The following is a 16,089-nucleotide window of genomic DNA, read 5'->3' as shown; positions in this document are numbered from 1 at the left end:
GTCGACAGGGTCCGCACAGCGGCCTCAGCGGGAGGCGGTGACCGGCTCCTCCGGTTCGGGGCGGCCGGTGAAGGTCCGCCACAGCACGGCGTACCGGCCGTCGCGGGCGAGGAGTTCGTCGTGCGTGCCGTCTTCCGCGACCCGGCCGTGGTCCATCAGCACCACCCGGTCCGCCTTGGCCGCCGTGGTGAGGCGGTGGGCGACCACCAGCGTCGTACGGCGTCCCGCCAGACGGTCGGTGGCCTGGTTGACCTGGGCCTCCGTGGCCAGGTCCAGGGCGGCCGTGGCCTCGTCCAGGAGCAGGATGTCGGGGTCGACCAGTTCGGCGCGGGCGAGCGCGATCAGCTGGCGCTGGCCGGCCGAGAGGTTGCGGCCGCGCTCGGCGACCTCGTGCAGATAGCCGCCCTCCAGCGTGGCGATCATGTCGTGTGCGCCGACCGCCCGTGCCGCCGCCTCCACCTCGGCGTCGGTGGCGCCGGGACGGCCGTAGGCGATGGCGTCGCGGATCGTGCCCGGGAAGAGGTAGGCCTCCTGCGGGACGACCCCGAGGCGGTGCCGGTACGAGGTCAGGTCCAGGGCGCGCAGATCCGTGCCGTCGACCGTGACCCGCCCCGCGGTGGGGTCGTAGAAGCGCGCGACCAGCTTGACGAGAGTCGACTTGCCGGCGCCGGTCTCGCCGACGAAGGCCACCGTCTGCCCGGCGGGGATCGTCAGGTCGATGCCGGTCAGCGCCTCCTCACCGTCGCCGTACGCGAAGTGCACCCCCTCGAAGGCGATGTCCCCGCGCAGCGACAGCACCTCCAGGGGCTCGTCCGCCGCCTTCGTGGACGTCGGCTCCCGCAGCAGCTCCTGGATGCGGCCCAGGGACACCGTGGCCTGCTGGTAGCCGTCGAAGACCTGGGAGAGCTGCTGGACCGGCGCGAAGAACAGGTCGATGTAGAGCAGGTACGCCACCAGGGCGCCGGTCGTCAGCGTGGCCGCCTCGATCCGGTGCGCGCCGGCGATCAGCACGCTCGCCGCGGCCACCGCGGACAGCAGCTGGACGAACGGGAAGTAGACCGATATCAGCCACTGGCCGCGGATGCGGGCGCGCCGGTAGCTCTCGCTGCGCTCGGTGAACCGCCGCCTGCCGTCCCGCTCGCGCCCGAAGGCCTGCACGATCCGCAGGCCGGCGACCGACTCCTGCAGGTCGGCGTTGACCGACGAGACGCGTTCCCGGGCGAGTTCGTACGCCTTCACGCTCGCCCGGCGGAAGAAGAAGGTCGCGACGACCAGCGGGGGCAGCGTGGCGAAGACGACGAGGGCGAGCTGGACGTCGATCACCAGCAGGACGACCATGATGCCGAAGAACGTGACGACAGAGACGAACGCGGTGACCAGGCCGGTCTGCAGGAACGTCGACAGGGCGTCGACGTCCGTCGTCATCCGGGTCATGATCCGGCCGGTCAGCTCGCGCTCGTAGTAGTCGAGCCCGAGCCGCTGGAGCTGCGCGAAGATCTTCAGCCGCAGCGCGTAGAGCACCCGCTCGCCGGTCCGGCCGGTCATCCGGGTCTCGCCGGTCTGCGCGACCCACTGGACGAGGACGGTCCCCAGGGCCAGCAGCGAGGCCGCCCAGACGGCACCGAGGGCCCTCTTCGACACGCCCGCGTCGATGCCGTGCCGGATCAGCACCGGCAGCAGCAGGCCCGCGCCCGCGTCCACGGCGACCAGCAGCAGGCTGAACAGGAGGGGCGTGCCGAAGCCGTGCAGCAGGCGGCGCAGGCCGTAGGAGTCCTCGCGGCGCACCGCCCGGGCCTCGTCGACGTCCGGGGTGTCGGTGGCCGGCGGCAGCGCCTCCACCTGCGCGAGGAGTTCCGGGGTGACCGGGGTGCCGGTCAGCGCCTGGTCCTTGGGCCCGCGGTCGCCGGTCCACAGCCGGGGGGTCACACCCCGCTCCGCGTCGAACTCGGCGTCCAGCTCCTCGCGGACGAAGGTGTCCTCGCGCGGCAGGGCGGGCTCGGCGTGGCCCGGCGAGACCCCGCCCAGCCCGTCCGGGTCGGTGAGCAGCCGCCGGTACAGCGCCGACCGCTGCTGGAGCTCCTCGTGCGTGCCGAGGTCGGCGAGCCGGCCGCCGTCGAGCACGGCGATGCGGTCGGCGAGGTTGAGGGTGGAGCGGCGGTGCGCGATCAACAAGGTGGTGCGCGCGTCAGCGCTCGTTGAGGGGTGGTGGTCGGGCGACGGGCGGGCCGTACGGCCCTCCATCACCTGCTTCAGCGCCTCGTGGATCTCGTGCTCGACCTGGGCGTCCACGGCCGAGGTGGCGTCGTCCAGGACCAGCAGGCGCGGGTCGGTGAGCAGGGCGCGGGCGAGCGCGATGCGCTGGCGCTGGCCGCCGGAGAGGGTCAGGCCCTGCTCGCCGACCGTGGTGTCGTAGCCCTCGGGAAGCTCGGCGATGAAACGGTCCGCCTGGGCGGCGCGGGCGGCAGCCTCGATCTCCTCCCGGGTGGCGTCCGGGCGGCCGTAGGCGATGTTGGCTCGGACGGTGTCGGAGAAGAGGAACGAGTCCTCCGGGACCAGCCCGATCGCGGCCCGGAGCGAGTCCAGGGTCAGCTCGCGGACGTCGTGGCCGCCGATCAGGACGGCACCGTGGGTGACGTCGTAGAAGCGCGGGAGCAGCAGGGAGAGGGTGGACTTGCCGGAGCCGGAGGAGCCGACGACGGCCAGGGTCTCGCCGGGCCGTATCTCGAAGCTGAGCCCTTCGAGGACCGGACGCTGGTGGTCGTAGCCGAAGGACACGTCGTCGAACTCGACGGTCGCGGGCGCGTCGGCCGGGAGGGTCTTCGTGCCGCCCCGCAGGGTCGGCTCGGTGTCGATCAGCTCCAGGACGCGTTCGGTGCCGGCTCGGGCCTGCTGGCCGACGGTGAGGACCACCGCGAGCATGCGGACCGGACCGACGAGCTGGGCGAGGTAGCTGGAGAAGGCGACGAACGTGCCGAGCGTGATGTGCCCGCGCACGGCCAGCCAGCCGCCGAGGGCCAGCATGGCGACCTGGCCGAGGGCGGGGACGGCCTGCAGGGCGGGGGTGTACCTGCTGTTCAGCCGGATCGTGCGCAGCCGCCCGGCGAAGAGCCGGTGGCCGACCTCCCTGAGCTTGCCGGTCTCCTGCTCCTCCTGCCCGAATCCCTTCACCACGCGTACGCCGCTGACGGCGCCGTCGACCACGCCCGCGACGGCGGCGGCCTGGGCCTGGGCGTACCAGGTGGCCGGGTGGAGCTTGCTGCGGCTGCGCTTGGCGATCCCGTACAGGGCCGGTGCCACCGCGAGGGCGACCAGGGTCAGCGGCAGCGACAGCCAGGCCATGATCACCAGGGAGATCAGGAAGAGCAGCACGTTCCCGAGGGTCATCGGGAGCATGAAGAGCAGGCCCTGGATCAGCTGCAGGTCGCTGGTGGCCCGGCCGACCACCTGCCCCGTGGACAGCTCGTCCTGGCGGCGGCCGTCGAGGCGGGTGATCGTGCCGTACATCTCGGTCCGCAGGTCGTGCTGGACGCCGAGGGCGAGCCGGCCGCCGTAGTAGCGGCGGACGTAGGCGAAGACGTAGACGAGGGCGGCGGCGGCGATGAGGGCGCCGGCCCAGGGCGCCATGGAGCGCGTGCGGGTGCCGATGACGTCGTCGATGATCACCTTGGTGATCAGGGGCACCACGGCCATGACCGCCATGCCGGCGAGGGACGAGCCGAGGGCGAGCATCACGTCCCCGGGATAGCGCCAGGCGTATTCCGCCAGCCGTCGTGCCCATCCCCGTTGCGCTGCCACGCGGGTGCCTCCCTCTAGACCTGGTCTGCCGGAAGGCACCAACGCCGAACGATGCGGATTTCATCCCTCCGCAACAATGGGCACGCGTACCCGCAGGCGGTAGAAGCGGGTCGTCTGTGCCGCGTTCTGGTTGTCGTCGCTCACCAGCAGCACCTTCAGGCTGCCGGCGCGGTCACGGCCCGTGATCGTCATGCCCTCGATGTTGTCCAGCAGGGGATTCGGCTGGGGCTGCCTGGCCGTGGCGCCGAGGCTCGGGCAGTCGGCGATGTCGGCCAGCAGGGTCTTCCTGATCAGGTGGACCTCCGGCGGGCCGGTCAGGTTCTCGATGCCGCTGGTGTCCGTCGCGTGCCGGAGGTCGGCCAGGTAGAGGCGGACGGTGTTGCCGACCCCGGCGGTGAAGCCGCGCTCCAGGACGAGCAGGCGGCCGTCGGGGGTGGCCTGCACCTCGGGGACGCCGAGGCCGGTGTCGGTGCGGTAGCCGTACTGGGCCGCGAGGCGGAACCGGCCGTGGTGGCGGGTCCAGGTCTGGAAGCGGACGATCCCGGTGGCGTCACCCGAGATCGCGTCCTCCATGGAGGCCAGCAGGGTGCGGCCGCCGGGCAGCAGGGTCAGGCCCTCGAACGTCTGGTTGCCCGTGGCCCGGCCGGCCGGGGCGACCTGCAGGGAGGACGGGACGGGGAGCCGGTCGAGGAGTCTGCCGTCGCCGGAGTAGCGGCGTACGGACGGCTCGGTCTCGGAGGTGACGAGGCGGGTGCCGTCGCGGTCGACGGCCAGGCCCTCGGAGTCGAGGTCGGTGCCCTTCTCGTCGGCGAGGTGGACGGCCGCCCTCGGCTGGAGGGTCCCGGCGTCCAGGCCGAACAGGGACGAGCGGTCCGCCAGGGCCGCGAGCGATCCGTCCCGGTCCACCGCGAGGGCGGAGAGGTTGCCGACGAAGGTGCCCTCGTAGGTCGTCTTGTCGAGCGCGTCGGAGAAGCGGTCGATCGACACGGTGGACGAACAGGCGTGGCTCGTGGCCCCGTTGGCGGCGGCCGGCCCGGCGGCGGTCAGACAGGCGGCCGCCGCCAGGCCGGCGGTGAGGGTGGCAAGTACGTTTCTCGGGCGCATGGTCGGTCACCGTAGGGCCGGCCGGTGACGCGCGGGAGACCCCCTCGTGAAGCGTCGGTCGCGTCAGCCCTGCGGCGGCACCGCGACGAAGGCCTCGGTCGGCTTGCTGGTCGGGATGTACACCGCCGTGCCGGGCGTGGTCGGCACAAGGTCCTTGTGGATGGCCTTGGCGACGTTCTGGATGGTGGTGACGCCGTAGTCCATGGTGCTGTTGTCCTGCGTCAGCACCGAGATCATGTAGTCGTGGCCGGCGCCGTTGAAGGTGCCGAGGCTGTGCACCCGCCAGCCGTGCGTCGCGCGCTGCAGCCAGCCGTTCTTGACGTGCACGGAGACCGTGGAGGGCGCGCCGGCCGGAGTGCCCCAGCGCTGGCCGGAGACGACCTGGCCCATCAGCTTGAGGATGTAGGCCCGGGCGTTGTCGGTCAGCACGCTGTTCTTGGCGGTGACGAGCTTCAGCAGCTTCTGCTCGTCCGTGACGTTCTCCTGGGTCAGACCCCAGTAACCGCCGGTGCCGGGCACGGTCTTGGTCATCCCGGCGGCGGCCAGGAAGCCGTTGATCTTCGTCATGCCCAGCTGCTTCCACAGCGCGGTCGTCGCGTCGTTGTCCGACTGGGTGATCATGGCCTTGGCGAGCGAGGTCTCACGGTCGGTCAGGTACCGGTCGTGCTTCTTGGCGTCCCACAGCAGCGTGGCGAGCACGGTGACCTTGACGGTGCTGGCCGAGTCGTAGGAGCTGGTGGCGCGCAGGGTGCAGGTGGTGCTGGTGCTGCGGTCGTACAGGCCGACGGCGACCGTGCCGTGACGGCCCGCGAGGGCGGCCGTGATGTCCTTCTGCAGCTTGTCGGCCAGACCCGCCTTGGCGGACGTACAGCTGACGGCGGGTGTGGTCGCGGCGGCCGGGACGGCGGTGGCCGCGATGGGTATGAGCACGCCGGCGCCGAGGGCTGCCGCCAGCACTTTGACGCGTCGGGTCATGCGGTGGGTCATGAGAAGGTCCCCCTGGGAACGTCGTGTGGGCGCACGCCTGCGCCTGCGGGGTTGACTCGCCGGAACCGCCGGAAGTTGTACGCATGTTCCCAGGACGGGAGTTCAAGGCGACCGGCGGGTGGCGGTGGCGCGTGCCGACACTCCGGGACAAACCCCCTCAACTGCCGCACCTCCGCCGGCGACCCCCGACGCCCGCCACCCGGCGGTACGGGAGCGGCCGGTGGCGCGGGCGGCGCCACGTCCGGCCGGAGCGGCGGCGGCCTCGGCGGCCCCGGTGGCGGAATGGCGGCGGCATGACGGGCGGCCCCGGCGGTGGCGGCGACAGCGTCAGCTCCGAGGTCACGGCGTGGGTGAAGCAGCACGGGACGGCGGTGAAGGAGAGCGCGTACAGCAAGACACCGAGCTCGTCCTCTTCCTCCTCCACCAGCCAGTCCACGCTCTACCGGCTGGACCCGTCGGACGCGAGCTGAGCCGAGCGTCCACGCGGCGCGCCAAGGACCCGGCCGACCCTTGGCGCGCCGGGCCTACTCCGCGTCGAACAGCTCCGTCGCATCCTTGGCGCGCACGGCTCTCTGGGCCCAGACCTCAAGCTGAGCGAGATCCGTGCAGGCCTCGACCCGCTCGCGAGCGGTGTCGGGGACCGGGACCTCGCGCCACGTCAAGATGCGCAGGATCATCTCCTGGCGATCCTCGATACGGCCTTGTTCTCGGCCTTCCTGACGTACCTGTTCCGCCAGCGGGTGTCGCCAGAAGTACTGGATCGCCGTCATCAGGTCCCTCCACATCTGCTTCGCCTGGGGGTCGGCCAGGCACGAGTCGACAAACTGCACGAAGACTGCGGCGCTGTCGGGGTCGATGGTCCGCAGGGCGGCGGGACGTCACGTTCGGCCTGCCGCTCGTCCGTGATCATCGGCACGTTGTCCGGGCCCAGCACCAACGGACGCACCGTCAGCGAGTGCCAGTCACGGAAGCCGAACCGGATCGGGCGCGAGGCCCATCTGGCGGTCGCGTGTTCTCCTTTCCGTCGCGGTGATCAACGAGCTAGGCCGTCGCGAGTTCGCACCACACGTACTTGCCCCGGCCCCCGAAGCGGGCCGTCGGCTGCCACCCCCAGTACTCCGCGCACGCCCTCACCAGTCCCAGCCCGCGCCCGTCCTCCAGTTCCGCGACCTGCTCCAGCGGGCGCGGGGGATCCGGCGGCGCGGGGTCCGTGTCCCACGCCCCGATCCACACCATGCCCTCCGGGGTGCGGCGGACCCTGAGCGCGGCCGGACCCTTCGTATGCCGTACCGCGTTCGACACCAACTCCGCCGCCAGCAGCTCCGCCGTGTCCGCGATCCCGATGAACCCGTGCAGGGTGAGGATCAGACGCAGGGTGCGGCGGCACACCGTGACGGCTCTGAGGTCGTTGGGGATGTAGAGGGTGTAGTCCCAGCACTCGTTTTCGGGCATGCGTCATCAACTCCGGGAAGAAGCAGGGGATTTGGGCGCGCGGTGGCATTGCCGCAGCCGTCATGACAGGACGGAGCGGTGCGCTTCCGCTGCGTGTGCGTTGCGTCACCGACGGTAGGTCTAAATCTAGGGACGGGACAAGCCGATCGCGTAATCTGACACCGAACGGGTCGTTCTCTGCTGGCGTGTCAGGAGGCGCAGTCGATGGTGAAGAGGCGCGAACCAACGGCACGCCAGCTGCGGCTGGCAACGGAACTGCGCAGACTCCGCGAGGCTGCCGGGCTCAATTCACGGCAGGCAGCAGCGCTGCTCGGCGTGAACCCGGCCCAGATCACACATATCGAGTCCGCACTCGCAGGTGTCAGCGAGCAGCGAATCCGCCGCCTCGCCTCGCACTACGCCTGCACCGACGACGAGTTCGTCAATTCCCTGGTCGCGATGGCCGTCGATCGGACATGCGGCTGGTGGGAGGAATACCGGGGTCTGCTGCCCACTTCGTTCCTGGACCTGTCCGAGCTGGAGCACCACGCCAAGTTCCTGCGCCACGTAGCGATCCTGTATGTGCCGGGCCTGCTGCAGACGGAGGACTACTCGCGTGCCGTCTTCTCGTCCAGGCTGCCGGAACTGACCAGAGAGGAACTTGAGTTGCGCATTCAGCATCGAAGGGCGCGCCAGAAGTTCACTCTCCCGTACGAAGCGGTGATCCATGAGTCGGCACTTCGGATCCGAGTCAGCGATCGTGCCGTCGCGAGGGCCCAACTCGCCCGCCTCGTCGAGCTCTCCGAGGCAGAACACATCAGCCTGCGCGTCATTCCCTTTGACCTGGACGGCTTCGCCAGTGCCTCCAGCACGATGACGTACGTGGGCGGCCCCGTTCCCAAGCTGGACACCGTAGTCCGGGACGCATTGCACGGCTCAGCGTTCATCGACTCCGAGGCACAGCTCAACACGTATCGAACGAGCTTCCGTAAGGTGGAGGCCGTGTCACTCGCGCCCGAACAGTCGCGTGACTTCATCCACAAGCTGACCAAAGAGCTGTGAGGAACCACATGGGCAACTGGCGGAAGTCGTCCTATTCGGGGCCGGGCGACGGCAACGAGTGCGTGGAGATCGCGGCCACCCCCACCCACATAGCCGTCCGTGATTCGAAAGCCCCCGCCCGAGCCACCCTCACCTTCCCCGACGGCGCCTTCGGCCGCTTCCTGGAAGCGTTGAAGGAGAGCTCCGCCACGGCGGAGTAGGGGCTCAGCCCACGATCTCCCCGGTCGCCGCGTCCACCACCATGGTGACCGGCTCGCAGGTGGTGCCGTCCGCGTCGGGCCTGCACCCGGTGTCCGTGACGACCACCGACCACACCGCGCGCCAAGGGCCCTTGTCGCCCTTGGTGCGCTCGGTGGTGAGCGCACCCGCGTGGACGCGCAGCCCGGTGGTGTCGGTGCGCCCCTTCTTCTGGTCCGCGCGGATGATCTCCTCGGCCCGTCGTGCCGGGATCAGGTCGGCGGGCAGGGTCACGTGCGCGGGGCCGAGGTCGACCATCAGCCCGTGGACACGTCCGGCCCGGTCGAGGCGGACGTCGAGGCTGCGGGGCATCTCCGCGCCGCGCTCCTTGAACCGCCAGGACGTGACCCAGCCGGAGCCGGCGCTGTCGTGGACCGCGCGCGTGGTGTGCCAGGGCGCCGAGCCGGCCCAGGGGTAGTGGGCGCGCATGTAGGTACGGGCGATGCGGTAGGCGTCCGCGGTGCTGCGAGGCGTTGCCGCGCCCGGCACCGCGAAGGCCGCCTCCTTCGGGTGTCCGGTGCTTTCGAAGTCCACGGTCAGCCGGCGTCCGCCGGGCCACATCAGCTCGGCGGGGAATCCGCCCGCGAACTGGATCGACATCGAGCCGTTGTAGCCGTCGAGGCCGGGCCTGACCGTGACGGCACCGACGCGGTAGCGGTCGCCGAAGGCCTGGCGTACGGCCCGCTCGGCCGCCGCGCGCTCGTCGCCGTGTGCGTCCCGCACGGTGGAGCCGTCCACGTGGTCCAGGGTGACCGCGGTACCGCAGACGACCGCCCCGAGCACCGCGAGGACGGCCGTCACGGCCACGGTGGGCGCGGCCCAGGCCCGCCACGCGACCCTCCCGCGCGACCACACGAGCCCCGCGGCCACGCCGACGACGCCGCCGCCGGCGTTCATCTCCACGTCGGCGCTGTCGCAGGCGCCGCTCGTGAACGGGGCGAGCGCCTGGGCGAGTTCGATGAGGCAGGGCAGGGCCAGGACGCCGGCGAGCACGGGCAGCGGGCGCCGCAGCGCGAGCACGCCGAACAGGCCGAGCGGCACGAACATCGCCAGGTTCCACAGGCCCTGCGTGGTGAAGAAGGGCTCGGTGATCTCGTGGTTGATCACGCACTCGGCGCGTCCCGCCTCGCCGCCGCGCAGTGCGAGGGTGACCCCGAGGACACCGGTGAGGCAGAACGCCAGCGGTGCCCACCAGCCCGGACGAGCGGCCCGGCGCCGGCGTGCGAGCCACCACGCGAGGGCGCCCGCGACCATCGCGACGGCCGTGAGCCAGGCCAGGAAGCCGATGTCGTCCCCGAAAACAGCGTCGAACACGCGTGTGCCCCATCCCCCGATGCCATCCCCCGGCACACCACCCCACTGCTGCCGGAGGCGGTGCGGCTCCGGCGGCCTGGTCAGGGCCCCGGAAGCATGATCACTTCAGAGGACGCCCGCGACCGCCTCCCGGTTTCAGGCCGTGTGCCCCCGGTTCGCCGTGCCCGGGGACGTCCGTCCGGCGTCCGGCTCCGCGAGGTGCGTCGGGGCGAACATCCGCAGCACCGCCGGGAGGACGACCACCGACGGGCCCGGCGTGGCGAGCGCCTTCGCCAGGTCCTCCTCCAGGGTCTCCGGCGTCGTACGGACCCCGGGGACGCCGAAGGACTCGGCCAGGGCCACGTAGTCCGGGCGGGTCAGCTCCGTCGCCGTCGCCTGGCCGAAGGCGTCCGTCATGTACTCGCGGAGGATGCCGTAGCCGCCGTCGTCGACGATGAGCCAGGTGACCGGAAGGCCGTACTGAGCGGCCGTCGCCAGTTCCGCGATCGAGTACAGCGCGCCGCCGTCGCCCGACACCGCCAGCACCGGGCGGTCCGGGTCGGCCGCCGCCGCGCCCAGCGCGGCCGGGAAGCCGTAGCCGAGGCCGCCGGCGCCCTGGGCCGAGTGCATGGTGTTCGTGCCCCGGGGGTCGAAGGCCGACCAGGCCCAGTACGCCAGGATCGTCATGTCCCAGAAGGACGGGGAGTCGGCTGGCAGGGCGCGGCGGACGGACGCCAACACGTCCTGTTCCAGGGTGAGTTCCTGGGAGGCGATACGGTCGGCGACCTTCGCGAGAAGCTCCCGCACCCGCCCCGGCGCCGATGCGTCGCTCCGGTCGGTCACCGTCTCCAGCAGCGCCTGGAGGGCCAGTCGCGCGTCCGCGTGGATGCCCAGGGCGGGGTGGTTCGACTCCAGCTTGCCGGCGTCCGCCTCGATCTGGATCACCCGGCCGCGGGGCTTGAACGTGTGGTAGTTGGAGGACAGTTCGCCGAGGCCCGAGCCGACCACCAGCAGGACGTCCGCGTCCTCCAGGAAGTCCGTGGTGTGGCGGTCCTCCAGCCAGGACTGCATGGACAGCGGGTGCTCCCAGGGAAACGCCCCCTTGCCGCCGAAGGTGGTCACGACCGGTGCCTGCAGCTTCTCGGCGAGTTGCAGCAGCTTGCCGGGGGCGTCGGACCGTACGACTCCGCCGCCCGCGATGATCGCCGGACGGGCCGCGTTCGACAGCAGGTGGGCGGCGACCGCCGTCAGTTCGGGCCGCGGGACCAGCTCGTCCGGGGTCGCGTCCATGGCGGTCACCACGGGCAGCGACGCCTCGGCCAGCAGCACGTCCTGCGGGATCTCCACCCACACCGGACCGTGCGGTGCCGTCAGCGCCGACTTCCAGGCCGCCGCGATCGCGGAGGGGATCTGGGACTGGGTGCGGACCGTGTGGACGGACTTGACCACGCCCCGGAACGAGCCGGCCTGGTCGGGGAGTTCGTGGAGGTAGCCGCGGCGGCCCCCGCCCAGCCCCGCCGTCGGGACCTGGCTGCTGATCGCCAGCACGGGCGCGGAGGCGGCGGCGGCCTCCTGGAGCGCGGCGAGCGAGGTCAGGGCGCCGGGGCCGGTGGAGAGCAGCAGCGGGGCCGCCTCGCCGGTGACCCTGCCGTACGCGTCCGCCGCGAAGCCCGCGTTGTTCTCCACCCGCAGGCCGACGTAGCGCAGGGACGAGCGGCGCAGGGCGTCGAACATGCCGAGGGCGTGCTGGCCGGGCAGGCCGAAGACGGTCGTCGCGCCGAGCCCGGCCAGCGTTTCCACGACCAGGTCTCCGCCGTTGCGGCCGGGAGGGGGATTCAGCGCCGCCGCCGTCTGCTGGTCGGTCGGCCGGAGTACCAGGTCGTGGTCGTGCGTCACTTGGCTTCGGAGTCCTTCCGGGCCGCCGCGATCTGGCGGCTCATGATGGTGGTGAGTTCGTAGGCCGTGTGCGAGGCCGCCACCGAGGTGATCTCGGCGTGGTCGTACGCGGGGGCGACCTCGACGACGTCGGCCGAGACCAGGTTGCAGGACGCCAGGCCGCGCAGGATCTCCAGCAGCTCGCGGGAGGTCATGCCGCCGGCCTCGGGGGTGCCGGTGCCGGGCGCGTGGGCCGGGTCGAGGCAGTCGATGTCGATGGAGATGTACAGCGGGCGGTCGCCGATGCGCTGGCGCAGCTGGTCGGCGACCTCGTCGGCGCCCCGGCGGTAGATGTCGGCCGAGGTGACGATGCCGAAGCCCATCTTCTCGTCGTCGGTGAGGTCCTGCTTGCCGTACAGCGGGCCGCGGGTGCCGACGTGGGACAGGGCGGAGGTGTCGAGGATGCCCTCCTCCACCGCCCGGCGGAACGGGGTGCCGTGGGTGTACTCGGCCCCGAAGTAGGTGTCCCAGGTGTCCAGGTGCGCGTCGAAGTGGAGCAGGGCGACCGGGCCGTGCTTCTTCGCCATCGAGCGCAGCAGCGGGAGGGCGATCGTGTGGTCGCCGCCCAGGGTCATCAGGCGGGCGCCGGTGCCGAGCAGCTCGTCCGCGGCCGCCTCGATCGTCTCGACGGCCTCGTTGATGTTGAACGGGTTCACCGCGATGTCGCCGCCGTCGGCGACCTGCGCCAGGGCGAAGGGGGAGGCGTCCTGGGCCGGGTTGTAGGGGCGCAGGAGCCGGGACGCCTCGCGGATGGCGTTGCCGCCGAAGCGGGCGCCCGGCCGGTACGAGACGCCGGAGTCGAACGGCACGCCCACGACGGCGACGTCGGCGGTGCCGACCTCGTCCAGGCGGGGAAGCCGGGCGAAGGTCGCGGGTCCGGCGTACCGCGGGATGCGGGAGGAGTCGACGGGGCCGCGGGGCGTCTCGTTGCTGCTCATGGTGAAATGCCTTCTTTCTTGCGCTTCATCGCGCATGTACTGCTTTCCCTATGACTCTACTGGTGAGCCGGGACCGGTTCGGACGCGAGTTCGGGGGACCGTCCGGCCAGGCGCTCGCGCCAGACGGCGAGGACGGACTCGTCGGTGGGCCGCGTCGCCAGGGAGACGACGACGTAGGCGGCGAGGGAGGCGAGCAGGCCGTAGTAGACCGGCTCGTTGGCGAGGATGCCGTAGCCGGCCATGAGGCCGATCACGGAGAGGCCGCCGACGGTCACCGAGGCGAGGGCACCCTGGACGGTGCCGCGCTTCCACAGCAGGCCGCCGAGGATGGGCACGAGCAGGCCGCCGACCAGCAGGTTGTACGCGACGGTCAGCGCCTCGACCACGTTGTTCAGCGCGATCGCCGTACCGATCACCGCCACACCCATGACCAGGATGAACGCCCGGTTGCCGGCGACCTCGTCGTGTTCCGCGGACGGCTCCGAGCGCTTGGCGAGCCCCCGCAGCCGCGACCAGATGTCGTTGTTGGCGACCGTGGCGCAGGCGATCAGGGCGCCGGAGGAGGTGGACATCACGGCGGCCAGGGCGGCGGCCAGCACCAGGCCGCGCACGCCGATGGGCAGCTCGTCCTTGACGATGGTGGCGAAGGCGTCGTCCGGGCTGCCGAGCTTGGGGTAGAGCACCTTGGCGGCCGTGCCGATCACCGCGCCGGCGAGGGCGTAGGCCAGGCAGTAGGTCCCGGCCACCGTGCCGCCCCACTTGGCGGTCCTGTCGCTGCGGGCGGTGAACACGCGCTGCCAGATGTCCTGGCCGATGAGCATGCCGAAGGTGTAGATCAGGACGTAGGTGAAGATCGTCTCGCCGCCGATGCCCAGCGGGTCGAAGTACGAGGTCGGCAGCTTGGCCCTCATCGCGCCGAAGCCGCCCGCCTTGACGACCGCGATGGGCAGCAGCAGGAGCAGCACGCCGATGGTCTTCACCACGAACTGGACCATGTCGGTCAGGGTGATGGACCACATGCCGCCGAGGGTGGAGTAGGCGACGACGATCGAACCGCCGAGGATGATCGCGACGGTCCGGTTCAGGTCGAAGAGGACGTCGAAGATCGTGGCGTAGGCGATGGTGGACGTCACCGCGAGCATGAGGGTGTACGCCCACATGACCACGCCGGAGATCACGCCGGCCCGGCCGCCGTAGCGCAGGTCCAGCATCTCGGAGACGGTGTAGACCTTCAGGCGGGCGATACGGGCGGAGAAGAACACGGACAGGGCGAGCAGGCCGAGGCCGATGGTGAAGACCATCCACGCGCCGGAGAGGCCGTACCGGTAGCCGAGTCCCACGCCGCCGATGGTGGAGGCGCCGCCGAGGACGATCGCCGCCATGGTGCCGGAGTACATGGCGGGTCCCAGGCGGCGGCCGGCCACCAGGAAGTCGCTCTTCGACCTGGCGCGGCGCATGCCCCACCAGCCCATGGCCAGCATGCCGGCGAGATAGACGACGATCACTGTGTAGTCGACGGCCATGAGGCGGCCCTCCTTCGCGCACTGTCGGTGGCGTGTCGTGCAGAGACGTGGGGGTGTGACGGCAGCGGATCGCGGGGACATCCGCCCGTACCCGCGGCTGCCGTTCGGTGTTGACACTAGGTGGCCCGAAAGCGACTGCGAAGTGTACGTTTCATCCATAGAAGCGGGACCGGATGGAGGGAACGCACACCATGCCGGAAACGATCACCCCAGCGGTCCCACCGACCCCACCCGTCCCGCTCTCGGCCCTGTTGGCCCGCGAGGACCTGGCGCTGCGGCAGATCGCGGGCCCGCAGGACCCCTCGATCGTGATCCACTGGGCGCACACCTCGGAGATGGCCGATCTGTACCCGTATCTGCTGGGCGGCGAGCTGCTGCTCACGGCCGGGGTACACATCCCGGAGGCGGCGGGGTCGAGCACCTACTTCGACGACTACGTCGCGCGCATCGTGGCGGCGGGCGGCGCGGCCCTCGGCTTCGGTCTGGCCCCGGTGCACGACACGGTCCCGCCCGCCCTGGTCGCCGCCTGCGAACGCCATGGGCTGCCGCTGCTGGAGGTCCCGCCCCAGACCACCTTCTCCGGGGTGGCCCGCGCGGTGTGGCAGCTGATGGCCCAGGCCCGCCTGGCCGAACTGCGCCACGTCACGGAGGCCCAGCAGAGCCTCTCCTCGGCCGCCGCGCGCCCGGACCCGGTGCCGTCGGTGCTGCGCCGCCTGGCCCAGCACCTCCTTGCCCACGCGGTGCTCTACGGCCCCGACGGCACCGCCCTCGCGTCCGCGGGCCGCGAACCTGCCGAGGAGGTGCGCCGCGCACTGGCCGGCCTGGCGACGGTGGTCCGCCCCACCGACGCCCCGCCGCCCGAAGCGGACCGGGCGGCCGCGGCGGGACCGCACCCTTCCGGCACGGACCAGGCCCCCGCTCCCCCGTCGGCCCCCGCCCGCCCGCGGCCCACCTCCGCCACCGACACCGCCGGCTCCGCGCACCTCGCCGTCTACGCCCTCGGCGCCGGCGACGGGTTCGTCCTCGGGGTGGCCGCGCCGCGGCGCGAGCCCGGTGACCACACCATCGCCTCCGTCGCCGCGGTGCTGCTGTCGCTGCTGACCGGCAAGCACCACAGCGGCGCCGGGGCGGGGCGGTCCTCGGCGCTGGTGCGGCTGCTGCTCGGTGCCGCGCCGGAGGCGGTCGCGCCACTGCTGGGAGAGGGCCGTTGGACCGTGGTGCACGGGCGGCCCGAGGGGCAGCTCCCGGACGCCGTCGCCGCCTCCGCGCTCGGCGCCGCCCTGGGGTCGCCGCTGGTGGACCTCGCCCATGACGTCGTACGGGTGCTGGTGCCGGGCGGGCGGGCACCGGGGCCGCAGGACGGCTGGACGCTCGGGGTGAGCGCCGCCGCGGAGCCGCGCGAGTGGGCGGCCGCCGACGCCCAGGCGGCCCGTGCCCTCGCCCGGGCCCGCGCCACCCGCAGCCCGCTGGTCCGGCACGGCGCCCGGCCGGGGTGGGAGGACCTGGTGCCGCGGGCGGACGCCGAGGCACACGCCCGCGCGCTGCTCGCCCCGCTCGCCGGCCGGCCCGAACTCACCGAGACGCTGCGCAACTGGCTGTCCCTGCACGGCAGTTGGGACCGTACGGCGGTGGCGCTGGACGTGCACCGCAACACCGTGCGGCAGCGGATCGCCCGCTGCGCCGCCCTGTTGGACGCCGACCTGGACGACCCGGACGTGCGCATGGAGTTGTGGTTCGCCCTGCGGCACGGCTGACCCGGCGAGTGAGCCGCGTCCCAGCGGGCG

General features: G+C 72.1%; 12 protein-coding genes and 1 pseudogene. 4 read left to right on the top strand and 9 right to left on the bottom strand.

Translation table 11 applies throughout. The features are described from left to right. Positions 1–24: 24 nt before the first annotated feature. The 3 genes from IO33_RS0103000 to IO33_RS0102990 form a co-directional block, all read right to left on the bottom strand. Complete coding sequence (locus tag IO33_RS0103000; RefSeq protein WP_031159796.1) at positions 25–3,795, bottom strand: ABC transporter ATP-binding protein; 3,771 nt, start codon at positions 3,793–3,795, stop codon at positions 25–27. A gap of 60 nt (positions 3,796–3,855) precedes the next feature. Beyond that, a complete protein-coding gene (locus IO33_RS0102995; protein WP_031159794.1) occupies positions 3,856–4,899 on the bottom strand; it encodes an esterase-like activity of phytase family protein in 1,044 nt (347 codons plus the stop codon). A 63-nt stretch (positions 4,900–4,962) separates the two neighbouring features. After that, positions 4,963–5,886 carry a serine hydrolase gene (locus IO33_RS0102990; protein WP_031159791.1) on the bottom strand — a complete coding sequence of 308 codons (924 nt, stop codon included), beginning with the start codon at positions 5,884–5,886 and terminating at the stop codon, positions 4,963–4,965. Between the two features lie 293 nt (positions 5,887–6,179). On the opposite strand from IO33_RS0102990, the gene IO33_RS46860 reads away from it, so the two are divergent. Then, positions 6,180–6,356: a hypothetical protein gene (locus IO33_RS46860; RefSeq protein WP_342448258.1), complete on the top strand. Its 177-nt coding sequence runs from the start codon at positions 6,180–6,182 to the stop codon at positions 6,354–6,356. 54 nt (positions 6,357–6,410) lie between these two features. Here the strand turns inward: IO33_RS46860 and IO33_RS43655 are convergent. Together IO33_RS43655 and IO33_RS0102975 are read right to left on the bottom strand one after the other, a co-directional pair. Then, positions 6,411–6,895, bottom strand: a pseudogene (locus tag IO33_RS43655) (hypothetical protein); the annotation flags it as partial. Between the two features lie 32 nt (positions 6,896–6,927). Further along, positions 6,928–7,338: an ATP-binding protein gene (locus tag IO33_RS0102975; protein ID WP_031159788.1), complete on the bottom strand. Its 411-nt coding sequence runs from the start codon at positions 7,336–7,338 to the stop codon at positions 6,928–6,930. A gap of 204 nt (positions 7,339–7,542) precedes the next feature. Here IO33_RS0102975 and IO33_RS0102970 point away from each other — a divergent pair, with 204 nt between their 5' ends. Together IO33_RS0102970 and IO33_RS0102965 are read left to right on the top strand one after the other, a co-directional pair. Next, positions 7,543–8,379, top strand: coding sequence for a helix-turn-helix domain-containing protein (locus IO33_RS0102970; protein ID WP_031159787.1), 837 nt, complete (start codon positions 7,543–7,545; stop codon positions 8,377–8,379). Between the two features lie 8 nt (positions 8,380–8,387). Further along, positions 8,388–8,579: a DUF397 domain-containing protein gene (locus tag IO33_RS0102965; RefSeq protein WP_031159786.1), complete on the top strand. Its 192-nt coding sequence runs from the start codon at positions 8,388–8,390 to the stop codon at positions 8,577–8,579. A gap of 4 nt (positions 8,580–8,583) precedes the next feature. On the opposite strand, the gene IO33_RS0102960 is transcribed toward IO33_RS0102965, so the two are convergent. The 4 genes from IO33_RS0102960 to IO33_RS0102945 all read right to left on the bottom strand — a co-directional run bounded on the left by IO33_RS0102960 (position 8,584) and on the right by IO33_RS0102945 (position 14,305). Next, positions 8,584–9,930, bottom strand: coding sequence for a VanZ family protein (locus IO33_RS0102960; RefSeq protein ID WP_031159785.1), 1,347 nt, complete (start codon positions 9,928–9,930; stop codon positions 8,584–8,586). A 135-nt stretch (positions 9,931–10,065) separates the two neighbouring features. Next, positions 10,066–11,805 (bottom strand): thiamine pyrophosphate-binding protein, encoded by a 1,740-nt coding sequence (locus tag IO33_RS0102955; protein ID WP_051926367.1) that lies wholly within the window; start codon positions 11,803–11,805, stop codon positions 10,066–10,068. Next, positions 11,802–12,782, bottom strand: coding sequence for an agmatinase (gene speB / locus IO33_RS0102950; RefSeq protein WP_031159783.1), 981 nt, complete (start codon positions 12,780–12,782; stop codon positions 11,802–11,804). The genes IO33_RS0102955 and speB overlap by 4 nt, the downstream gene beginning before the upstream one ends. 56 nt (positions 12,783–12,838) lie before the next feature. Continuing rightward, a complete protein-coding gene (locus IO33_RS0102945; RefSeq protein ID WP_031159781.1) occupies positions 12,839–14,305 on the bottom strand; it encodes a sodium:solute symporter family protein in 1,467 nt (488 codons plus the stop codon). A gap of 173 nt (positions 14,306–14,478) precedes the next feature. On the opposite strand from IO33_RS0102945, the gene IO33_RS0102940 reads away from it, so the two are divergent. After that, entirely contained in the window at positions 14,479–16,059 is a 1,581-nt protein-coding gene (locus tag IO33_RS0102940; RefSeq protein WP_031159779.1) for a PucR family transcriptional regulator, read from the top strand. Positions 16,060–16,089: the final 30 nt, after the last annotated feature.

This window comes from Streptomyces durhamensis, from assembly GCF_000725475.1.
GTDB classification, from domain to species: domain Bacteria; phylum Actinomycetota; class Actinomycetes; order Streptomycetales; family Streptomycetaceae; genus Streptomyces; species Streptomyces filipinensis.
Note: the sequence above shows the minus strand (reverse complement) of the source record. Positions and strands in the feature narration are given on the sequence as shown.

Excerpts from the sequence above, each read along its gene's own strand:
- IO33_RS46860 (WP_342448258.1), top strand. The coding sequence starts at position 6,180 with ATGACGGGCGGCCCCGGCGGTGGCGGCGACAGCGTCAGCTCCGAGGTC.
- IO33_RS0102940 (WP_031159779.1), top strand. The coding sequence starts at position 14,479 with ATGGAGGGAACGCACACCATGCCGGAAACGATCACCCCAGCGGTCCCA.
- IO33_RS0102945 (WP_031159781.1), bottom strand. The coding sequence starts at position 14,305 with ATGGCCGTCGACTACACAGTGATCGTCGTCTATCTCGCCGGCATGCTG.
- IO33_RS0102965 (WP_031159786.1), top strand. The coding sequence starts at position 8,388 with ATGGGCAACTGGCGGAAGTCGTCCTATTCGGGGCCGGGCGACGGCAAC.
- IO33_RS0102970 (WP_031159787.1), top strand. The coding sequence starts at position 7,543 with ATGGTGAAGAGGCGCGAACCAACGGCACGCCAGCTGCGGCTGGCAACG.
- IO33_RS0102995 (WP_031159794.1), bottom strand. The coding sequence starts at position 4,899 with ATGCGCCCGAGAAACGTACTTGCCACCCTCACCGCCGGCCTGGCGGCG.
- IO33_RS0102990 (WP_031159791.1), bottom strand. The coding sequence starts at position 5,886 with ATGACCCACCGCATGACCCGACGCGTCAAAGTGCTGGCGGCAGCCCTC.
- speB (WP_031159783.1), bottom strand. The coding sequence starts at position 12,782 with ATGAGCAGCAACGAGACGCCCCGCGGCCCCGTCGACTCCTCCCGCATC.
- IO33_RS0102975 (WP_031159788.1), bottom strand. The coding sequence starts at position 7,338 with ATGCCCGAAAACGAGTGCTGGGACTACACCCTCTACATCCCCAACGAC.